Annotated in this window: 21 protein-coding genes and 1 tRNA gene; 7 read left to right on the top strand and 15 right to left on the bottom strand. The window is 65.9% G+C overall.

The genetic code is table 11. The features are described 5' to 3' along the window. Window positions 1-2: 2 nt before the first annotated feature. The 11 genes from nuoF to GQY20_RS13275 all read right to left on the bottom strand — a co-directional run bounded on the left by nuoF (window position 3) and on the right by GQY20_RS13275 (window position 8,693). Window positions 3-1,301 carry an NADH-quinone oxidoreductase subunit NuoF gene (gene nuoF / locus GQY20_RS13325; RefSeq protein ID WP_157217582.1) on the bottom strand — a complete coding sequence of 433 codons (1,299 nt, stop codon included), beginning with the start codon at window positions 1,299-1,301 and terminating at the stop codon, window positions 3-5. A gap of 51 nt (window positions 1,302-1,352) precedes the next feature. Further along, window positions 1,353-2,021, bottom strand: coding sequence for an NADH-quinone oxidoreductase subunit NuoE (gene nuoE / locus GQY20_RS13320; protein ID WP_157217581.1), 669 nt, complete (start codon window positions 2,019-2,021; stop codon window positions 1,353-1,355). After that, entirely contained in the window at window positions 2,014-2,277 is a 264-nt protein-coding gene (locus tag GQY20_RS13315) for a hypothetical protein (RefSeq protein ID WP_157217580.1), read from the bottom strand. The genes nuoE and GQY20_RS13315 overlap by 8 nt, the downstream gene beginning before the upstream one ends. After that, the gene (locus tag GQY20_RS13310; RefSeq protein ID WP_232476036.1) at window positions 2,274-3,539 is read right to left on the bottom strand and encodes an NADH-quinone oxidoreductase subunit D; all 1,266 of its coding nucleotides are present in this window, start codon (window positions 3,537-3,539) and stop codon (window positions 2,274-2,276) included. The genes GQY20_RS13315 and GQY20_RS13310 overlap by 4 nt, the downstream gene beginning before the upstream one ends. Beyond that, a complete protein-coding gene (locus GQY20_RS13305; protein ID WP_157217579.1) occupies window positions 3,539-4,309 on the bottom strand; it encodes an NADH-quinone oxidoreductase subunit C in 771 nt (256 codons plus the stop codon). Before GQY20_RS13305 ends, GQY20_RS13310 begins: the two co-directional genes overlap by 1 nt. Beyond that, window positions 4,306-4,842 carry a NuoB/complex I 20 kDa subunit family protein gene (locus GQY20_RS13300; protein WP_157217578.1) on the bottom strand — a complete coding sequence of 179 codons (537 nt, stop codon included), beginning with the start codon at window positions 4,840-4,842 and terminating at the stop codon, window positions 4,306-4,308. Before GQY20_RS13300 ends, GQY20_RS13305 begins: the two co-directional genes overlap by 4 nt. Beyond that, on the bottom strand, window positions 4,833-5,207 hold the full coding sequence (locus GQY20_RS13295; protein ID WP_157217577.1) for an NADH-quinone oxidoreductase subunit A: 375 nt from the start codon (window positions 5,205-5,207) through the stop codon (window positions 4,833-4,835). The genes GQY20_RS13300 and GQY20_RS13295 overlap by 10 nt, the downstream gene beginning before the upstream one ends. 275 nt (window positions 5,208-5,482) lie before the next feature. Continuing rightward, window positions 5,483-6,295, bottom strand: a complete 813-nt coding sequence (locus GQY20_RS13290) for an inositol monophosphatase family protein (protein ID WP_157217576.1) — start codon at window positions 6,293-6,295, stop codon at window positions 5,483-5,485. Between the two features lie 135 nt (window positions 6,296-6,430). Continuing rightward, window positions 6,431-6,994, bottom strand: coding sequence for an elongation factor P (gene efp / locus GQY20_RS13285; protein WP_157217575.1), 564 nt, complete (start codon window positions 6,992-6,994; stop codon window positions 6,431-6,433). Between the two features lie 35 nt (window positions 6,995-7,029). Continuing rightward, entirely contained in the window at window positions 7,030-7,665 is a 636-nt protein-coding gene (locus tag GQY20_RS13280) for a M23 family metallopeptidase (RefSeq protein ID WP_232476035.1), read from the bottom strand. Further along, window positions 7,662-8,693, bottom strand: coding sequence for a L,D-transpeptidase family protein (locus tag GQY20_RS13275; RefSeq protein WP_157217847.1), 1,032 nt, complete (start codon window positions 8,691-8,693; stop codon window positions 7,662-7,664). Before GQY20_RS13275 ends, GQY20_RS13280 begins: the two co-directional genes overlap by 4 nt. 66 nt (window positions 8,694-8,759) lie before the next feature. Here GQY20_RS13275 and GQY20_RS13270 point away from each other — a divergent pair, with 66 nt between their 5' ends. The 5 genes from GQY20_RS13270 (at window position 8,760) to GQY20_RS13250 (ending at window position 12,389) form a co-directional block, all read left to right on the top strand. Then, complete coding sequence (locus GQY20_RS13270) at window positions 8,760-9,317, top strand: DUF882 domain-containing protein (RefSeq protein ID WP_157217574.1); 558 nt, start codon at window positions 8,760-8,762, stop codon at window positions 9,315-9,317. A gap of 100 nt (window positions 9,318-9,417) precedes the next feature. Further along, window positions 9,418-10,608, top strand: a complete 1,191-nt coding sequence (locus GQY20_RS13265; RefSeq protein WP_157217573.1) for an AI-2E family transporter — start codon at window positions 9,418-9,420, stop codon at window positions 10,606-10,608. Window positions 10,609-10,700: 92 nt separating this feature from the next. Further along, a tRNA-Asp gene (locus tag GQY20_RS13260) sits at window positions 10,701-10,777 on the top strand. Window positions 10,778-10,883: 106 nt separating this feature from the next. Then, the gene (locus tag GQY20_RS13255; protein ID WP_157217572.1) at window positions 10,884-11,408 is read left to right on the top strand and encodes a DUF2939 domain-containing protein; all 525 of its coding nucleotides are present in this window, start codon (window positions 10,884-10,886) and stop codon (window positions 11,406-11,408) included. A gap of 69 nt (window positions 11,409-11,477) precedes the next feature. Continuing rightward, on the top strand, window positions 11,478-12,389 hold the full coding sequence (locus GQY20_RS13250; protein ID WP_157217571.1) for an SDR family NAD(P)-dependent oxidoreductase: 912 nt from the start codon (window positions 11,478-11,480) through the stop codon (window positions 12,387-12,389). A 93-nt stretch (window positions 12,390-12,482) separates the two neighbouring features. Here the strand turns inward: GQY20_RS13250 and GQY20_RS13245 are convergent, their stop codons facing one another. From GQY20_RS13245 to GQY20_RS13230, 4 genes are all read right to left on the bottom strand, one after another. Further along, window positions 12,483-12,692 (bottom strand): DUF2842 domain-containing protein, encoded by a 210-nt coding sequence (locus GQY20_RS13245; protein WP_157217570.1) that lies wholly within the window; start codon window positions 12,690-12,692, stop codon window positions 12,483-12,485. Continuing rightward, window positions 12,689-13,249 (bottom strand): 5-formyltetrahydrofolate cyclo-ligase, encoded by a 561-nt coding sequence (locus tag GQY20_RS13240; RefSeq protein WP_157217569.1) that lies wholly within the window; start codon window positions 13,247-13,249, stop codon window positions 12,689-12,691. The genes GQY20_RS13245 and GQY20_RS13240 overlap by 4 nt, the downstream gene beginning before the upstream one ends. A 177-nt stretch (window positions 13,250-13,426) precedes the next feature. Then, the gene (gene zapA, locus GQY20_RS13235; protein WP_157217568.1) at window positions 13,427-13,792 is read right to left on the bottom strand and encodes a cell division protein ZapA; all 366 of its coding nucleotides are present in this window, start codon (window positions 13,790-13,792) and stop codon (window positions 13,427-13,429) included. Beyond that, window positions 13,792-14,001: a hypothetical protein gene (locus GQY20_RS13230; RefSeq protein ID WP_157217567.1), complete on the bottom strand. Its 210-nt coding sequence runs from the start codon at window positions 13,999-14,001 to the stop codon at window positions 13,792-13,794. Before GQY20_RS13230 ends, zapA begins: the two co-directional genes overlap by 1 nt. Window positions 14,002-14,169: 168 nt before the next feature. Here GQY20_RS13230 and tkt point away from each other — a divergent pair, with 168 nt between their 5' ends. Together tkt and gap are read left to right on the top strand one after the other, a co-directional pair. Further along, on the top strand, window positions 14,170-16,134 hold the full coding sequence (gene tkt, locus GQY20_RS13225) for a transketolase (RefSeq protein ID WP_157217566.1): 1,965 nt from the start codon (window positions 14,170-14,172) through the stop codon (window positions 16,132-16,134). A gap of 14 nt (window positions 16,135-16,148) precedes the next feature. After that, complete coding sequence (gene gap, locus GQY20_RS13220; RefSeq protein WP_157217565.1) at window positions 16,149-17,159, top strand: type I glyceraldehyde-3-phosphate dehydrogenase; 1,011 nt, start codon at window positions 16,149-16,151, stop codon at window positions 17,157-17,159. Window position 17,160: the final 1 nt, after the last annotated feature.

Here is a 17,160-nt window from a genome sequence, read left to right as displayed (position 1 = left end):
ATTTACTCCGCCGCGACCGCGAGGGGCGCGGCTCCGTTGCGTTCGTTGATCCGCCGCTCGATTTCGGGGCGGAAATGGCGGATCAGGCCCTGGATCGGCCATGCGGCGGCATCGCCCAACGCACAGATGGTGTGGCCTTCGACCTGCTTGGTCACTTCCTGCAGCATGTCGATCTCATGCAGCTCGGCATTGCCCTCGCGCAGCCGCTCCATCACGCGCCACATCCAGCCGGTGCCCTCGCGGCACGGCGTGCACTGGCCGCAGCTCTCATGCTTGTAGAAATAGCTGATCCGGCTGATCGCGCGCACGATATCGGTGGACTTGTCCATGACGATCACCGCCGCGGTGCCGAGGCCGGAGCCCAGCGCCTTCAGCCCGTCGAAATCCATCGGCGCGTCCATGATCTGCGCGGCCGGCACCAGCGGCACCGAGGAGCCGCCCGGGATCACGGCGAGCAGATTGTCCCAGCCGCCGCGGATGCCGCCGGCATGCTTCTCGATCAGTTCCCGGAATGGGACGCCCATCGTCTCCTCGACCACGCAGGGCTTGTTCACATGCCCACTGATCTGGAAGAGTTTGGTGCCCTTGTTGTTGTCATTGCCGAACGAGCTGAACCAGGCCGCGCCGCGGCGCAGGATGGTCGGCGCAACCGCGATGGATTCGACGTTGTTCACCGTCGTCGGGCAGCCATAGAGGCCCGCGCCGGCGGGAAAAGGCGGCTTCAGGCGCGGCTGGCCCTTCTTGCCCTCGAGGCTCTCGATCTGGGCGGTTTCCTCACCGCAGATATAGGCACCGGCGCCGCGGTGGACGAAGACGTCGAAATCGTAGCCCGATCCGCAGGCATTCTTGCCGAGGAAGCCCTTGGCATAAGCCTCGGCCACCGCCGCGAACAGCGTCTCGGCCTCGCGGATGAACTCGCCGCGAATGTAGATATAGGCGGCGCGAGCCCGCATCGCATAGCCGGCGATCAGCGCGCCCTCGATCAGCTTGTGCGGATCGTGGCGGATGATCTCCCGGTCCTTGCACGAGCCCGGCTCGGATTCGTCGGCGTTGATCACGAGAAAGCTGGGGCGGCCGTCCTTGGATTCCTTGGGCATGAAGCTCCACTTCATACCCGTCGGGAAGCCGGCCCCGCCTCGACCGCGCAGACCCGAGGCCTTGATCTCCTCGATGATCGCGTCCTGGCCGCGGGCCATCAGATCCTTGGTGTTGTCCCAATCGCCCCGCTTCATCGCGGCGTCGATCGACCACGGCTGGAAGCCGTAGACATTGGTGAAGATGCGATCCTTGTCTTCAAGCACGGGCCACGCCCTCTTCCTTCGCCGGTGCACGTATGGCGGGTGCCGCCCGGCTCATGCCCAGGCTCCGCGATAATCGTGATTCTCGCTCACCATTTCCTTCAGCACGCTCGGCCCGCCCTCGGGGCAACTGGTCTGGCGATCGATCTGCGGGCCCGGCTTCGGCGTCTCGCCGCGGGCCAGCGCCTCAAGCACGGCAGTCATGCTCTCGAAGGTCAGATCCTCGTAATTGTCGTCGTTGATCTGGACCATCGGCGCATTGGCGCAAGCGCCGAGGCATTCCACCTCGGAGAGGGTGAAGAGGCCGTCCGCGGTGGTGCCGCCCTTGACCAGCCCCTTGCCTTTGCAGGCGCGCATCACGTCGTCCGAGCCGCGCAGCATGCACGGCGTCGTGCCGCACACCTGGACGTGGAAACGGCCGACCGGCGCCATATTGTACATGGTGTAGAAGCTGACCACCTCGAGCGCGCGGATATACGGCATCTCGACCTGCGCGGCGACATATTCGATCACCGGCACGGGGAGCCAACCCTGCGTCTGCGTCTCGGCGCCGACCTGACGCTGGGCGAGATCGAGCAGCGGCATGATCGCCGAATGCTGCCGGCCCGGCGGATAGCGGGCGATGATCTCCTTCACCTTTTCGGCATTTTCGGCCGTCCAGGCGAAAGCGCCCCAGCGCGCGCGGGTCTCGGCCTCGTCGGGGATATGGGCTGCGTCAGACATTGCTCGTCCCCTTCTGCGCCCGCTGACGGCGAGCCTCTTCGATGACCCTCGGCATCAACAGGAAGGTGAGCACGAAACTGGACCAGAGCAGCAAGACAAGCCCCATCAACACCATGACGGCAATGGCGACGCCCCGATCAACCGTACCATGCGGCAGCCGGGAGACAGCAAGAAGGATGGCGGCGCAGCCAGCGAGAAGCAGATAGGTCACCCACCGGATCGAACGGGGGTTCTGCGACAACAGCCAGTTTATCACCGGTCACACTCCCCGAACACCACGTCGATCGCGGAGAGGATCGCGGTCGTATCGGCCAGCATGTGGCCCTTCATCATGAAGTCCATCGCCTGCAGATGGCTGAAGGCGGTCGGGCGGATCTTGCAGCGATAGGGCTTGTTGGTGCCGTCCGAGACCAGATAGACGCCGAACTCACCCTTGGGGCTCTCGGTCGCGACGTAGACCGAGCCGGCGGGCACGTGGAAGCCCTCGGTGTAGAGCTTGAAATGGTGGATCAGCGCTTCCATCGACTGCTTCATCTCGCCCCGCTTGGGCGGGACGACCTTGCGGTCGAGGCTGGCGATCGGGCCTTCCGGCATCTGCGCCAGGCACTGCTTCATGATCCGGGCCGACTGGCGGACCTCCTCGACGCGTACCATGAAGCGATCGTAGCAATCGCCCTTAGTGCCTACGGGAATGTCGAACTCCATCCGGTCGTAGACGTCGTAGGGCTGGCTTTTGCGCAGGTCCCACGGGATGCCGGACGCACGGATCATCGGGCCGGAGAAGCCCCAGGCCAGCGCATCCTCCTTGGAGACGACGGCGATGTCGACATTGCGCTGCTTGAAGATGCGATTGTCGGCGACCAGGCTGATCGCGTCCTCGAACAGCCGCGGCAGGCGATTATCGAGCCAGTCGGCAATGTCGGTCAGCAGCTTCAGCGGCGCGTCCTGATGGACCCCGCCCGGCCGGAACCAGGCGCTGTGCATGCGCGCGCCGGACACGCGCTCGAAGAAATTCATGCAATCTTCGCGGATCTCGAACAGCCACAGGTTCGGCGTCATCGCGCCGACGTCCATGATATGCGAACCGAGGTTCAGCATGTGGTTGCAGATACGGGTCAGCTCCGCGAACAGCACGCGCAGATATTGCGCGCGCAGCGGCACTTCGAGGCCGAGCAGCTTCTCGATCGCCAGCACATAGCTGTGCTCCATGCCGAGCGGCGAGCAATAGTCCAGCCGGTCGAAATAGGGCAGCGCCTGCAGATAGGTCTTATATTCGATCAGCTTCTCGGTGCCGCGATGGAGCAGGCCGACATGCGGATCGACGCGCTCGACGATCTCGCCGTCCAGCTCCAGCACGAGCCGGAGCACGCCGTGCGCGGCCGGATGCTGCGGGCCGAAATTGATCGTGTAATTCTGGATCTCGACATCGCCGACGGACGGCGCCACCGGCGTCTCGAACGCGGCAGGATCGAGCGGTGGCGCGTGCGGCTCGGCGAGCTCGACTGCGGGATCGGACATTATTTCTTCCCTCCGTCACCGTCGGGCTCGGCCTTGCCGGCTCCGGTCTGCGCGGGGCTGTCGGTCGTCTTGGGCGTGGCCGGCGGTGCCTCGCCCTTCACCTCGGGCTTGGAATGGGGCGCCGGCACCGGCGTCGGTGCGCCGGGCTGCTGCCCCTGCGCCTTCTCGTCGCCGGGCAGAATATATTCGGCGCCCTCCCACGGGCTCAGGAAATCGAAGGTGCGGAAATCCTGGGCAAGGCGCACCGGCTCATAGACGACGCGCTTGCGCTCCTCGGAATAGCGCAGCTCGACGAACCCGGTGAGCGGGAAATCCTTGCGCTGCGGATGGCCCCTGAAGCCATAATCGGTGAGGATACGCCGCAGGTCCGGATTGCCCTCGAAGAGCACGCCGTACATGTCGTACACCTCGCGCTCCAGCCAGCCGGCGACCGGCCAGACGCCGGTGATCGATGGAACCGGCTTCACCTCGTCGGTATCGACATGCACGCGCAGCCGATGGTTGCGCGTCACGGAGAGCAGGCAATAGACCACCTCGAAGCGCTCCTCGCGCTCCGGCCAGTCGACGCCGGCAATCTCCATCAGCTGCTGATATTCGAGCCCCTTGGTATCGCGCAGCAGCGTCATCGCCTCGACGAGCGCGGTCCGTTCGATGGTCAGCGCAACCTCGCCGACATCCTCCTCCGCCGCGATCAGGCGATCGCCGAGGATCGAACGGGCGAGATCGATCACACCCTCGTTCGACGCATATTTGGGATGCGGGCTGCTCACCGTTCCACCGTCCCGATCCGGCGGATCTTCCGCTGGAGCTGCATCACGCCGTAGAGCAGAGCCTCGGCGGTCGGCGGGCAGCCGGGGACGTAGATGTCCACGGGCACGATCCGGTCGCAGCCGCGCACGACGCTGTAGCTGTAATGATAATAGCCGCCGCCATTGGCGCAGCTGCCCATCGAGATGACATATTTGGGCTCCGACATCTGGTCGTAGACCTTGCGGAGCGCCGGGGCCATCTTGTTGCAGAGCGTGCCGGCGACGATCATCACGTCGGACTGGCGTGGAGACGCGCGCGGTGCGACGCCGAACCGCTCCATGTCATAACGCGGCATGTTCACATGGATCATTTCGACCGCGCAGCAGGCGAGGCCGAAGGTCATCCACCACAGCGAGCCGGTGCGGGCCCACTGGAACAGCTCTTCGGTCGAGGTGACGAGGAAGCCCTTATCGTTCACCTCAGAGGTGAGATCGTTGAAGAAGGCCGCATCGGGCGGCGTCGCGGCCTCGCGCGCCGAGAGTTCTACTCCCATTCCAGCGCTCCCTTCTTCCACGCATAGACAAAGCCGAGCACCAGCTCGGCGAGGAAGGTCATCATCGCAAGCCAGCCAGTCCAGCCGATCTCCTTGAGGGAGACCGCCCAGGGGTAGAGGAAGGCCGCCTCGAGATCGAAGATGATGAACAGGATCGCCACCAGATAGAAGCGCACGTCGAATTGCGCGCGGCTGTCCTCGAACGCCGGGAAGCCGCACTCATATTCGGCCAGCTTGTCCGGATTGGGCTTGTTGGCGCCGGTAAACTGCGCTGCCACCATCGGCAGGACGACAAAGGCGGTCGAGAGCACGATTGCGACGCCCAGAAAGAGCAGGATCGGCAGATATTGCGACAGATCGACCAAGGGTTTTTCTCGCAACTGCGAAAGGGGATTCCCGGGGCTTTTAGGAGCCTCTCAAGCCCGCCGCAAGGCTCGGTAGGTATGAGAATGATTCGCAATTGGACGACTGTTTGAACCACCGATTTACCGGCCTCGCGCCCTGCCGAAAAGCCGCTGCGGCAGGGCCGGGATTGGGTTGCCCTGTCCGTTTCACATCGCCGCATCACAGCCGTCATCCCGACGCAAGTCGGGAGGATGGCACGGAGGTGACGGCGTCGGGACCGAGCGACCGGCCGCGCTCAGCGCAGCGCGCTCGCCACCAGCTTGTGAAGGCGCGAATGGAGCGCTTCGCTGGCAGCCAGGAACTCGTTCCGATCCAACGGACGATCGCCGCCGCGATAATCCGTCACGAAGCCGCCAGCTTCGCGGACGAGCAACATGCCGGCCGCCACGTCCCAGGGCTGCAGGCTATCTTCCCAGAATCCGTCGAACCGGCCGGCAGCGACCCAGGCGAGATCGAGCGCAGCCGATCCGAAGCGCCGGATGCCTGCGACTTCAGGCGCGACGGCCGCGAAGATTGACGTCCATTTGGCGAAATTGCCGTGCCCCTTGAAAGGGATGCCGGTCGCGATCAGCGCCTCGCTGAGATCGCGCCGCGCCGACACGCGCAGGCGCCGATCCTGCAGCCACGCGCCCCTGCCCTTCTCGGCCCAGAAGCTCTCGTCGGTGAGTGGTTGATAGATGAGGCCCTGCGTGATCTCGCCCCGCCCGCCGGGACGCGGCTCCTCGACCGCGATCGAGATCGAGAAGTGCGGAACCCCGTGCAGGAAGTTGGACGTGCCGTCGAGCGGATCGATGATCCAGCGCGGCTTCGCCGGATCGCCGGGCACCTCGCCGCCTTCCTCCATGAGGAAGCCCCAGTCGGGCCGTGCCTTCTTGAGCTCCTCGAAGAGCGTCTGCTCGGCGCGCTTATCCGCCATGGACACGAAATCGGCCGGCCCCTTGCGGCTGACCTGAAGCTGCTGGACCTCGTTGAAGTCCCGTCGCAGACGCGGGGCCGCCTTGCGCGCCGCGCGCTCCATGACGGTGATGAGGCCTGAATGGGCTACCATTGACTACTCCCCCCTCCCTGCCAAGGGAGGGGTCGGGGGTGGGTGAATCCGCCAGAGAGTGACGGGAGATCGCCGGAACGCTCCGGCGCTGCCCGTCCCTCGATCCCCTCCCTTGGCAGGAAGGGGAAGCGGGACTCAGTCCGCGCGGCGGACATATTCCTGATTGTACACGTCGACGACGATACGCGTACCCGCCGAGATGTGCGGCGGCACCATGACGCGCACGCCATTGTCGAGAATCGCCGGCTTGTAGCTGGACGAGGCCGTCTGCCCCTTCACCACCGCATCGGCCTCGACGATCGTCGCTTCGATCTGGTCGGGCAGCTGCACCGAGATCGGGCGCTCGTCATAAAGCTCCATCACCACGTCCATGCCGTCCTGCAGGAACGCCGCGGCGTCGCCGAGCAGGTCGCGCGGCAGGGTGATCTGGTCGTAGGTGTCCTTGTCCATGAAGGTCAGGTCCTCGCCCTCGGCGAACAGGAACTGGAAGTCCTTGGTGTCAAGGCGGACGCGCTCCACCGTCTCGGCGGAGCGGAAGCGAACGTTGTTCTTGCGGCCGTCGATGAGGTTCTTCATCTCGACCTGCATATAGGCGCCGCCCTTGCCGGGCTGGGTGTGCTGGATCTTCACGGCGCGCCAAATGCCGCCTTCATATTCGATGATATTGCCGGGACGGATGTCCACGCCGCTGATCTTCATGATTCACCTGGGTGTTAAAAGAGCCGGCGGCGCCTTTAGCGGGCGACGGCTTTTCCGGCAAGCAGGGGATAAGGGTCGACATCCGTTCCCTGCCACCAGCCCTCCCCCGCCGCCAGACGCTTGACACCGAAATGAAGGTGCGGGGCGCCCGGATCGGCATCGCCGGTCGCGCCGACGAAGCCGATCGGCGTGCCGGTGCGGATCGACAGCCCCTCGGCCAGATCCGGCGCATAGCCCGCGAGATGGCCATAATAATGGACGGTGTCGGGCGCGGCGCGGACATAGACCATCTTGCCGCCCAGTTCGCTGTCGAACAGCTTCTCCACCCGGCCCGGCGCCGCTGCGATCACGGGCGTGCCGATCGGCGCGGCGATATCGATGGCATGGTGCGGCCGCGTGCCGCCGCCGCGCGCATCGTCGAAACTGTCGACCAGCGCGTCGGGGCTCACTCCGGCAACCGGGATCGCAAGCGATGCCAGGCCGCGCCGATCGACCGCTGCCGGAGGCACCGCCGGCAGGGCCGAGGCCGGTACGGGCATCGAGGCGGACGGCGCCGCCGGACCGACGGCGGCCGGATCGACGGATGCGGGCCGATCGAACCGGACCATCAGCGCAAGCGCCGCCGCCGAGACCAGGAAGAGGCACAGCAGCAGCTTGCCGAAACCGGTCATCGCTGGAAGATCGCCGGGGTTCCGGGTTTCACCATCAGGGCGAGGCGGGCGACATCCCAGTTGGTCAGCCGGATACAGCCATGGCTCTCGGTCCGGCCGATCTTCGCGGGCTCAGGCGTGCCGTGAATGCCATAATGGGGCTTGTTGAGATCCAGCCAGGCCACGCCCACCGGGCCATTCGGTCCCGGCGGCAGCGTCTGTTTGCGCTCTTTCTTCGAGGCGTCCCAGAACAGTTTGGGATTATAGTGGAATTCCGGCAGCGTGCTCTCGCCCTGGATCTTCCATTTGCCTATCGGCAGAGGATCGTGGCTGGAGCCCATGGTGGCCGGAAATTGGGCGATCAGCTTACCTTCTCCGTCATAGGCGCGCAGCACGCCTTCCGATTTGTCGACCACCACTTTGGCCGCTTGCCGCTGCGGCGCACCGACATTGAGGTCGGCCAGAGTGGCCTTCCAGTCCGGCTTCAGATCCGCGGGATAGTCTCTGGAAGCCGGCACGACATTGGGCACCTTCAATTTCGCGCCGGCGGCGAGCTTGGCATCGCCCCCGTTGAGCGCGATCAACGTCTCCGGAGTCGTATGATAGCGTTCGGACAGGCGTTCGCTGAGCGTGCTGTAGCCAAGCGCCGGCAGTTTGGCCTGAGCCGCCTCGCTTTTCGGGATCGGCCCTTGATAGGGGCCTGCCATGTCCGCCTGGGTGAGGCTGATCTCGATCGTGCCGGGCGTGTCGCGAAATTGCTGGAGATAGGCGGTGGTCTTTTCGTCAAGCGTGCCGCTCGCTGGCAGGCCGCGCGCCAGCTGAAGGCCGCGGACGGCACGGGTCAGCATGGCGCCGGTCTTGCCGTCGATCACCCCGGGGCTGAAGCCTAGCCGGTCGAGTATGACCTGCAGATGCAGGACACGCGCATCCACCGGTGCAGGCGACGCCGCCGCAGCAGGCTTCGGAGCCGCCGCCGGCTGGGCACCGGCGGCGGAAACGAGACAAGCCGTGGCGAGGCCGAGACACAGTCTTGGAACATAAGGTTTAATCACGCCGCACTCCCATTAGACTGCAGGATGAACGCGACGGGGGAACTTTCTTTCCAAGGGAGCGGGATGAACGCAACTTCGCTCGACCGGCGAACGCTGGTCAAAGCCATGCTGGCAACGGGCACCGGGCTGCTTGTCGCACCTGGAAGCCTGCTCGCGGCGATGCCCGAACGGCGCCTCGCCTTCCGCAACGTGCACACCAACGAGAAGATCGACGCGCGCTATTTCGGCGCGGGCGGCTTCGATCCGCAGGGGCTGGCCGAGATCAATCATGGCCTGCGCGATTGGCGCAACGGCGAAACGACGCCGATCGATCGCGACCTGCTGGACCTGCTCGTGCGCGTGCGCCAGCGCCTCGGCGTCGCGCCGCGGCGCTCGTTCGACCTGATCTCCGGATACCGGTCGCCCGAAACCAATGCGGCCCTGCGCGAAGCCGGCGGCGCGACGACCGGAGTAGCCACCAAGAGCCAGCACATGCTCGGCAAGGCGACCGACGTCGCGCTTCCCGGCGTACCGCTCGAACGGCTGCGTCTCGCCGCGCTGAGCACGCAAGGCGGCGGCGTCGGCTTTTATCCCAGGGACGGCTTCGTCCACATCGATACCGGCCGGGTGCGGAGCTGGTAGGTCCGGCACCTGCTGCCCGGGTCGAAACGGCACCCAAATTGACCGGCGCCCTGCCGCTATGCCATTGAAGGATCCACAGGATCCCGGGACGAACAAAGGCATGGATGCGCGCACGGAGGCACCCAGCGCCGAAAAAGGCGGGGCGGCCGCACAGATAGAAGAATTGGCGCACGAGAATGCCGAGATCGCCTATCGGCGCGATCGGCTGCTTTCCTCGCTCGTGCTGATGGCCGGCATCGGCCTCGTGCTGGCATTGCCGTTCGCGCTTCAGGCCGGGGCGGAATTCTTCCTGCCGGTCACCGCTGCGCTGGTCATCGCCATCGCGCTGGTGCCCCTGCTGGAATGGCTCGAGCGGCAGCGCGTGCCCTCCTCGCTCGCGGCACTCGCCTGCATCGCCGTGTTCCTCGGCATCGCCAATGCCGCCATCGCCGCTATCGTGGTGCCGGCCACCGCCTGGATCGAATTGCTGCCGCAGCGGATCAGCCGGATCCGCACGACGCTGAAGCCACTGGTCGAGCTCTATACGAGCCTCGATCGCTTCATCAACGAGACCATGCGCACGGTGGAGCGCGCGCCGCGCGTACCAGGAACGCGGGCGGTGACCGTGGAAACGCCCAACTCGCTGCTGGAGCTGGTCGCGACGTCGGCTCCGCACGCGCTGCTGCAGATGTTCTTCGCGCTGCTGGTGATCTATTTCTTCCTTTCCGGCTGGACGCGCATGCGCACCCAGACGATCACCAGCCGCGCCAGCTTCTCCAGTGCGATGGCGACGGCGCGCACGATCCAGAAGATGGTCGATTCGACCTCCGCCTATCTGTCGACGATCACTCTGGTGAACATCTCGCTGGGCCTGATGCTCGCGATGTTCCTGTGGCTGGTGGAGATGCCGACGCCGCTGATGTGGGGAGGGCTCGTCGCCCTGCTCAACTATATCCCCTATCTCGGTCCGATCGCCTCGATCCTGCTGCTGGCGGCGGGGGGCCTGATGACCTTCACCGATACCTTCCATGCCCTGCTGCCCGCGGCGATCTTCTTCGGCATGCACCTCATCGAATCAAATCTGGTGACGCCGACGCTGGTCGGTCGGCGGTTGACGATCAATCCGCTGCTGATCCTGATCGCCCTCAGCTTCTTCGGCTGGGTGTGGGGAACGACCGGCGCGCTGCTCGCAGTGCCGCTGCTGATCATCCTGAAGACGATCCTGGAAGCGGCGGGAAAGCCGGATATCGCGGGCTTCCTGTTCGAGGAAGGCACGCTGACCGGGCAGCATCACGAGGATTTCACCGGCTGAGCCAAACAATCCACAGCCAATTCGAAAGGGCCTGCAAGACGGTTGTTGACAGCCCCGGCCCCCTCCCTTAGTTGGCGCGCCTCACCCAGAGCGCGGGTGTAGCTCAGTTGGTTAGAGCGCCGGCCTGTCACGCCGGAGGTCGCGGGTTCGAGCCCCGTCACTCGCGCCACTTTCCCCATCGATAGTCGTGAAGCTCCTCCTCTGGAGGAAGCGCAGGCCATGGGATAAGCTGGCGCTGCCACGACGCGGAGCTGCCGCGTGGCGGAGACGGGCCGATGCGGAAATTCCTGGCGATCGCCGCACTGTTTCTTGCCTTCCTGGCCGGCTGGTACCTGTTCTCGCCGCGCTGGACGCTGCGCGAGATGAAGATTGCCGCCAATGCCGGCGACGCACAGGCGCTCTCGACCTACATCGATTTCCCGGCCCTGCGCGCGGACCTCAAGGCCAAGCTCGATACGCGGCTGTCCGAAGGGCTGGAGGGGCCGGCGGAGGAGGATCGGCCGCTCAGGCCGCTCGGCGCGGCGATCGGCCTCCTCTTCGCCGGACCGCTGATCGATCGGCTGCTGACCCCCGAGGGGCTGGCAGCGATCTTCGCGACTCGCGCGGCAACGGGCGAAAAGCCGGCCGGCGGATTCAAGGCGAAGGATATGACGATCCGACGGCGCGGTATCGACGAGTTCCTGCTGCACGATCCCGCGGAGCCGCCGGAGGCCGGCAACCTGATCTTTCGCCGCCACGGCCTCGAATGGCGGCTGAGTGGAATAGATCTGCCGGCCAGGGACCCGCCGCCGCGCGCCTGACGCGGGGAGATTGTCCACCGGCATATGGCCGGGCTATCCTGCAGTGAAACCGGATCAGAGAGGAAGCGGATGGCGCCACAACGACGCTTCGGCAAACGCAGCACCGCCGATGAGGTGCTGGACGGGCTCGATCTCGGCGGCAAGACCATACTCGTCACCGGCTGCGCGGCCGGCATCGGCCTGGAGACGGCGCGCGCGCTGGCAGCCCGTGGCGCCCATGTGATCGGTACGGGCCGCTCCGAAGCGCGGGTGAGCGGCGTTGCGCGCCACATCGCAGGCCAGTTCACTCCCATCGTCTGTGACCAGGAGGATTTCGCCTCCGTGGTCTCCGCTGCCGAACGGGTCACCGCATTGGGCGTAAGCCTGGATGCGATCATCGCCAATGCCGGCATCGTGGGGCCGGACGAACCGACCATCCGCTACGGCGTGGAGGACATGTTCCGCGTCAACCACCTTTCCCACATGCTGCTGATCGACAGAGTGTGCGAATTGCTGCGCGAGGATGGCGGCCGGGTGGTGATCGTCAGCAGCGCCGCAGCGCAAGCGCTGGCGCCCCGCGAGGGCATTTTGTTCGACGATCTGGACGGTCAGCGGACTTATGGACGGTTCCGCTTCTACGGCCAGTCCAAGCTCGCCAACCTAACCTACGCCAAGGCGCTCGCCAAGCGGCTGAGACCGCGCGGCATCACCGTCAACGCGCTCCATCCCGGCTTCATCGCCTCGACCGATCTGATGCGCGAGCCCGGCCTGCTGCTGCGGTTGCTGATGCCGCTCTCCCTCGCCATTTCCAAGACGATCCCGCAGGGGGCGGCCACACAATGCTATCTCGCCGTCCATCCTGACTGCGAGGGCATCACAGGCCGCTTCTATGCCGATTGCCGCCCGGCGAAGGCAAATCCCCTGGCCGACGAACCCGGCTTCCAGGAACGGCTGTGGACGGTGTCCGAACGGATATTGGCGCAATATGCGCCGTGCCGGTGACCGTCGCACCAGGGCTCGATCAGCCTCGCGTCAGCCTGTGCGGCGCTTGAGCGAAATCAGTCCCGAACGGGTCGGCACCTTCGGAACTGCCTATCACGCGCGCCAGCGGCCGAGTTCCATCCAGCGCAGCAGCGGCTTCAGCGGCAGGATCCAGACGATTCCGGCGAACAGATAGAATGGCGCCTGCGCCAGAGCCGGCCAATGCGCGACATAGGTGGAAAGCTTGCCCACCAGCCCCGCCCAGAAGACGATCAGCAGCAGGATCATGGCCATGCCGAAGGGCTTGCGCCAGGTGGGGTTCATCGCGTGATCCATTCCTTCTCGGTCGCCACGGCGTGCAACGGCACGTCCCATGGCTCGACAGGAAGCGCATCCACTTCCTGGACCGACCATGCAAGCCCGATCCTGCGCGCATGCGGCAGGGCCGCGAAGGCGCGGTCGTAAAAGGCCTTGCCCTGCCCCAGCCGCGCCAGATTGCGGTCGAAGCCGACCAGCGGCGCCAATATCACCTCCGGCGCGAGCTCCGCAGCGGCTTCCGGATCGGGCTGGAGCAGGCCGAGCGGCCCGGGCAGCAACGGCTCGCCCGGCTGCCAGGCGAGGAAGCGCATCGGCGCGGCGGCAGAGCCGATGTGGGGCAGCGCGGTGCGCATTCCGGCGCCAGCGGCGGCATCCAGGATCGCGGACGGATCGATCTCCGGCCCGACCGGCAGATAGGCGGCGACGCACGACGCGCCCTCGATCTCGCGCAGCACCCGCGCCGTTAGCGCGGCGAGATGGGCGCACAGCTCGGCAAGGTCCATCGCGTCCACGAACGCCTTGCGCCTCTGGCGCAGATCGAGGCGAATATCCTGCTTGGTCATGGTGTTTCGGGTGGCGGGACCGCCATGGCCGTTTGCCGGAATATCCTCTGACGCCTGAACGTCAGGTGGGGATCATGTAAGACAGACCGGAATCTGCTCAGGGACAACCCCCTAGGATGATGAATAGCCTCAGGGATATGCAAGGCTCGTACCGGGCAGTGCCCGCCACCTCCCTATCTAGGGGTTCGCGACGCCGCTCTCAAGCCTTACCGCAACCGCTTCTATGCGATCGGCCAGCCGCTCCATCGCTTCGGTGACCGCAGGATCGATCGGCGGCTCCGGCGCGGGGGAGCGGACCGGCTCGGCGACGGGCTCGGGCGCCGGCACTTCCACGGGCCGGGCGCGAAGATCGTTGACCTCGTCCGCGAGCAGCAACGCCGCGAACAGCAGTGCCCGGACGTCCTGCAATCCGCCTACCGCCGCGGTCGCCTCGCGCACCTTCCCGTCGACGATCGAGGCAAGCATGTGCAGATGCGTCTCCTCCCCATCCTTGCAGGCGACGTCATAGCGCCGCCCGCCAATCTCGATATCGACCATCGCCATCAGCGCGCCTCGCCTTCGGACAGCAGCCGGTCGATGCGCCGCACCGCGCTTTCCACCTGGCGGCGAAGCACCGTGTTGCGATCATGGAGGCGCCGGTGCACGGCGGCGGATACCTGATCCTCGCCAAGGCCGAGCGGCAGCGCAGGCAAATTTTGCTGCAGGGTTTCGATGCGGGAAAGCGCCCGCTCAAGACGGCCAATAGCCGTCATAAGGCGATCGTCTGACATGTTGAAGGCATAGCACGCACAGTCCGCCGAACAAGGCACTAGCGGCCACGCGGTTGACGCTGGGGTCGGTCCGCGACAAATGGGCGCGCGCCGGGTCCGCTGCGACTCGCGTGCGTCACCGAAATCACTTCCCCGTCAAGAAGGTTCCGAATGTCCGTCTCTCCCAAGCAGCTTGCGAACGCGGTCCGCGCGCTGGCGATGGATGCCGTGCAGGCAGCGAACAGCGGACATCCGGGCATGCCGATGGGCATGGCCGATGCCGCGACGGTGCTTTTCACCCGTTATCTGAAGTTCGACCCGTCGGCGCCGCGCTGGGCAGACCGCGATCGTTTCGTCCTTTCGGCGGGTCACGGATCGATGCTGATCTATGCCCTTCTACACCTCACGGGGTATGCGCGTCCCTCTATCGAGGATATTCGTAATTTCCGTCAGCTCGGCAGCCCCTGCGCCGGCCATCCGGAGAATTTCGAGCTCGCCGGGATCGAAGCGACGACGGGACCGCTCGGCTCGGGCCTGGCCACCGCGGTCGGCATGGCAATCGCCGAACGCCACCTCAACGCCGCGTTCGGCGATCTGGTCGACCATCGCACCTGGGTGATCGCCGGTGACGGCTGCCTGATGGAAGGTATCAACCATGAGGCGATCGGCCTAGCCGGGCATTTGGAGCTCGGCCGGCTGAACGTGCTGTGGGACGACAACAAGATCACGATCGACGGCGCTGTCGAGCTTTCGTCCAGCGAAGACGTGCCCGCGCGCTACCGTGCCGCCGGCTGGCACGTCGAAAGCTGCGACGGCCACGATCCGGAAGACGTCGCGCGTGCGATCGATGCGGCGATCGCCGATCCCCGCCCCTCGCTGATCGCCTGCCGCACGATCATCGGCTATGGCGCGCCCAACAAGCAGGGCAGCTCGGCGACGCACGGCTCGGCGCTCGGCGCCGACGAAGTGGCGGCCGCCCGCGAATTCCTGGGATGGACGGCCGCGCCGTTCGAGATTCCGACGGATATACGCGAGGCCTGGCTCGAACTGGGCGGCCGCGGCACGGTGGTGCGCGGCGCTTGGGAAGCGAAGCTCCAGGCGCATCCCGAGCGCGCGGAGTTCGAGCGCCGCATGGCGGGCGACCTACCCGAGGATTTCTCGCTGCAGGCCTATATCGACGGCCTGCTCGCCGCTCCGCAGAAGGTGGCGACGCGCAAGGCTTCCGAGATGGTGCTGGAGTCGATCAACGCCGCCCTGCCCGAGACGCTCGGCGGATCGGCCGATCTCACCGGCTCGAACAACACCAAAACAAAGGGCCAGAAGCCGCTGACCGCGGCCGATTATTCTGGCCGCTACGTCTATTACGGCATCCGCGAGTTCGGCATGGCCGCCGCGATGAACGGCATGGCGCTGCACGGCGGCGTGATCCCCTATGGCGGCACCTTCCTGGTCTTCTCCGATTATTGCCGTCCGGCGATCCGCCTGTCCGCGCTGCAGCAGATCCGCGTCGTCTATGTGATGACGCACGATTCGATCGGCCTCGGTGAGGACGGCCCGACCCACCAGCCGATCGAACATGTCATGTCGCTGCGCCTGATGCCCAATCTCGATGTGTACCGCCCGGCGGACACGATCGAGACGGCGGAATGCTGGGCACTGTCGCTGGCGAGGAAGGACGGGCCGTCGCTGCTCGCTCTCAGCCGCCAGAACCTGCCGCAACTACGTGATTCGGCTACTGAAAATCTTTCCGCAAAGGGCGCCTATCGACTGCGTGCCGCCACCGCCGCGCGCAAGGTGGTGCTGATCGCCAGCGGATCGGAAGTATCGATCGCGATGGGCGTCGCCGACCGGCTGGAGGCCGAAGGCATCGGTGCCGACGTGATCTCGATGCCCTGCTGGTCGCGCTTCGACGCGCAGCCTGCGGAGTATCGTGCCGACATCCTGCCGGACGACGCGCTGCGCGTGTCGATCGAGGCGGGGACGACGATGGGGTGGGAACGCTACGTGCCCGCTTCGGGCCTGCGCTTCGGAATCGACGGCTTCGGCGCCTCTGCGCCCGCCGAAGTCCTCTATGCGCATTTCGGGCTGACTCCGGAGGCCATCGCGCCGAAGGTGCTGGCCGCACTGGAAAACTGACGGGAGACTAGGACATGGCGGTGAAGGTTGCGATCAACGGATTCGGGCGTATCGGGCGCCTCGTCGCGCGGGCGATCCTGGCGCGTCCCGACAGCGGGCTCGAGCTGGTGGCGATCAACGACCTCGCCGACGCCAAGTCGAACGCGCTGCTGTTCAAGCGCGATTCGGTGCACGGTCCCTATCCAGGCACCGTGGAGGTCGACGGCAACGATCTGATCATCGACGGCAAGCGCATCGCGGTCTCGGCCGAGCGCGATCCGGCGAACCTGCCGCACGCCGCCAACGGCGTCGACATCGCGCTGGAGTGCACCGGCTTCTTCACCGACAAGACCTCATGCGAGAAGCATCTCGCCGCCGGCGCCAAGAAGGTCCTGATCTCGGCGCCGGGCAAGAATGTCGACCTGACCGTCGTGTACGGCGTCAACCACGACAAGCTGACCGCGGAGCACACCATCGTCTCCAACGCGAGCTGCACCACCAACTGCCTCGCGCCGGTCGCCAAGGTGCTCAACGATGCGATCGGCATCGAGCGCGGCCTGATGACCACCATCCACGCCTATACCAACGACCAGAAGATCCTCGACCAGATCCACCCCGATCTGCGCCGCGCCCGTGCCGCCGCGATGTCGATGATCCCGACCACGACGGGCGCCGCCCGCGCGGTGGGCGAGGTGCTGCCGGAGCTTAAGGGCAAGCTGGACGGCTCCGCGATCCGCGTGCCGACGCCGGACGTCAGCCTGGTCGACCTCACCTTCACGCCGAAGCGCGACACGACGAAGGAAGAGGTCAACGCGCTGCTGAAGGCGGCGTCCGAGAGCGGCCCGCTCGTCGGCATCCTGGAATATACCGACGAGCCGCTCGTCTCGATCGATTTCCAGCACACCCCGGCCTCGTCGACTGTCGACAGCCTGGAAACCGCCGTGCTCGAAGGCAAGCTCGTCCGCGTCGTCTCCTGGTACGACAATGAGTGGGGCTTCTCCAACCGCATGGTCGACACTGCCAGCGCGATGGCGAAGCTGCTCTAAG

The organism is Flavisphingomonas formosensis (genome assembly GCF_009755815.1).
Classification (GTDB): domain Bacteria; phylum Pseudomonadota; class Alphaproteobacteria; order Sphingomonadales; family Sphingomonadaceae; genus Flavisphingomonas; species Flavisphingomonas formosensis.
This window is presented reverse-complemented; position numbering and strand designations above follow the sequence as displayed.

Excerpts from the sequence above, each read along its gene's own strand:
- GQY20_RS13255 (WP_157217572.1), top strand. The coding sequence starts at position 10,884 with ATGCGGAAATTCCTGGCGATCGCCGCACTGTTTCTTGCCTTCCTGGCC.
- nuoE (WP_157217581.1), bottom strand. The coding sequence starts at position 2,021 with ATGTCTGACGCAGCCCATATCCCCGACGAGGCCGAGACCCGCGCGCGC.
- GQY20_RS13310 (WP_232476036.1), bottom strand. The coding sequence starts at position 3,539 with ATGTCCGATCCCGCAGTCGAGCTCGCCGAGCCGCACGCGCCACCGCTC.
- GQY20_RS13290 (WP_157217576.1), bottom strand. The coding sequence starts at position 6,295 with ATGGTAGCCCATTCAGGCCTCATCACCGTCATGGAGCGCGCGGCGCGC.
- GQY20_RS13245 (WP_157217570.1), bottom strand. The coding sequence starts at position 12,692 with ATGAACCCCACCTGGCGCAAGCCCTTCGGCATGGCCATGATCCTGCTG.
- GQY20_RS13230 (WP_157217567.1), bottom strand. The coding sequence starts at position 14,001 with ATGACGGCTATTGGCCGTCTTGAGCGGGCGCTTTCCCGCATCGAAACC.
- zapA (WP_157217568.1), bottom strand. The coding sequence starts at position 13,792 with ATGGCGATGGTCGATATCGAGATTGGCGGGCGGCGCTATGACGTCGCC.
- GQY20_RS13240 (WP_157217569.1), bottom strand. The coding sequence starts at position 13,249 with ATGACCAAGCAGGATATTCGCCTCGATCTGCGCCAGAGGCGCAAGGCG.
- gap (WP_157217565.1), top strand. The coding sequence starts at position 16,149 with ATGGCGGTGAAGGTTGCGATCAACGGATTCGGGCGTATCGGGCGCCTC.
- tkt (WP_157217566.1), top strand. The coding sequence starts at position 14,170 with ATGTCCGTCTCTCCCAAGCAGCTTGCGAACGCGGTCCGCGCGCTGGCG.
- GQY20_RS13265 (WP_157217573.1), top strand. The coding sequence starts at position 9,418 with ATGGATGCGCGCACGGAGGCACCCAGCGCCGAAAAAGGCGGGGCGGCC.
- GQY20_RS13250 (WP_157217571.1), top strand. The coding sequence starts at position 11,478 with ATGGCGCCACAACGACGCTTCGGCAAACGCAGCACCGCCGATGAGGTG.
- efp (WP_157217575.1), bottom strand. The coding sequence starts at position 6,994 with ATGAAGATCAGCGGCGTGGACATCCGTCCCGGCAATATCATCGAATAT.
- GQY20_RS13270 (WP_157217574.1), top strand. The coding sequence starts at position 8,760 with ATGAACGCAACTTCGCTCGACCGGCGAACGCTGGTCAAAGCCATGCTG.
- GQY20_RS13280 (WP_232476035.1), bottom strand. The coding sequence starts at position 7,665 with ATGACCGGTTTCGGCAAGCTGCTGCTGTGCCTCTTCCTGGTCTCGGCG.
- GQY20_RS13300 (WP_157217578.1), bottom strand. The coding sequence starts at position 4,842 with ATGGGAGTAGAACTCTCGGCGCGCGAGGCCGCGACGCCGCCCGATGCG.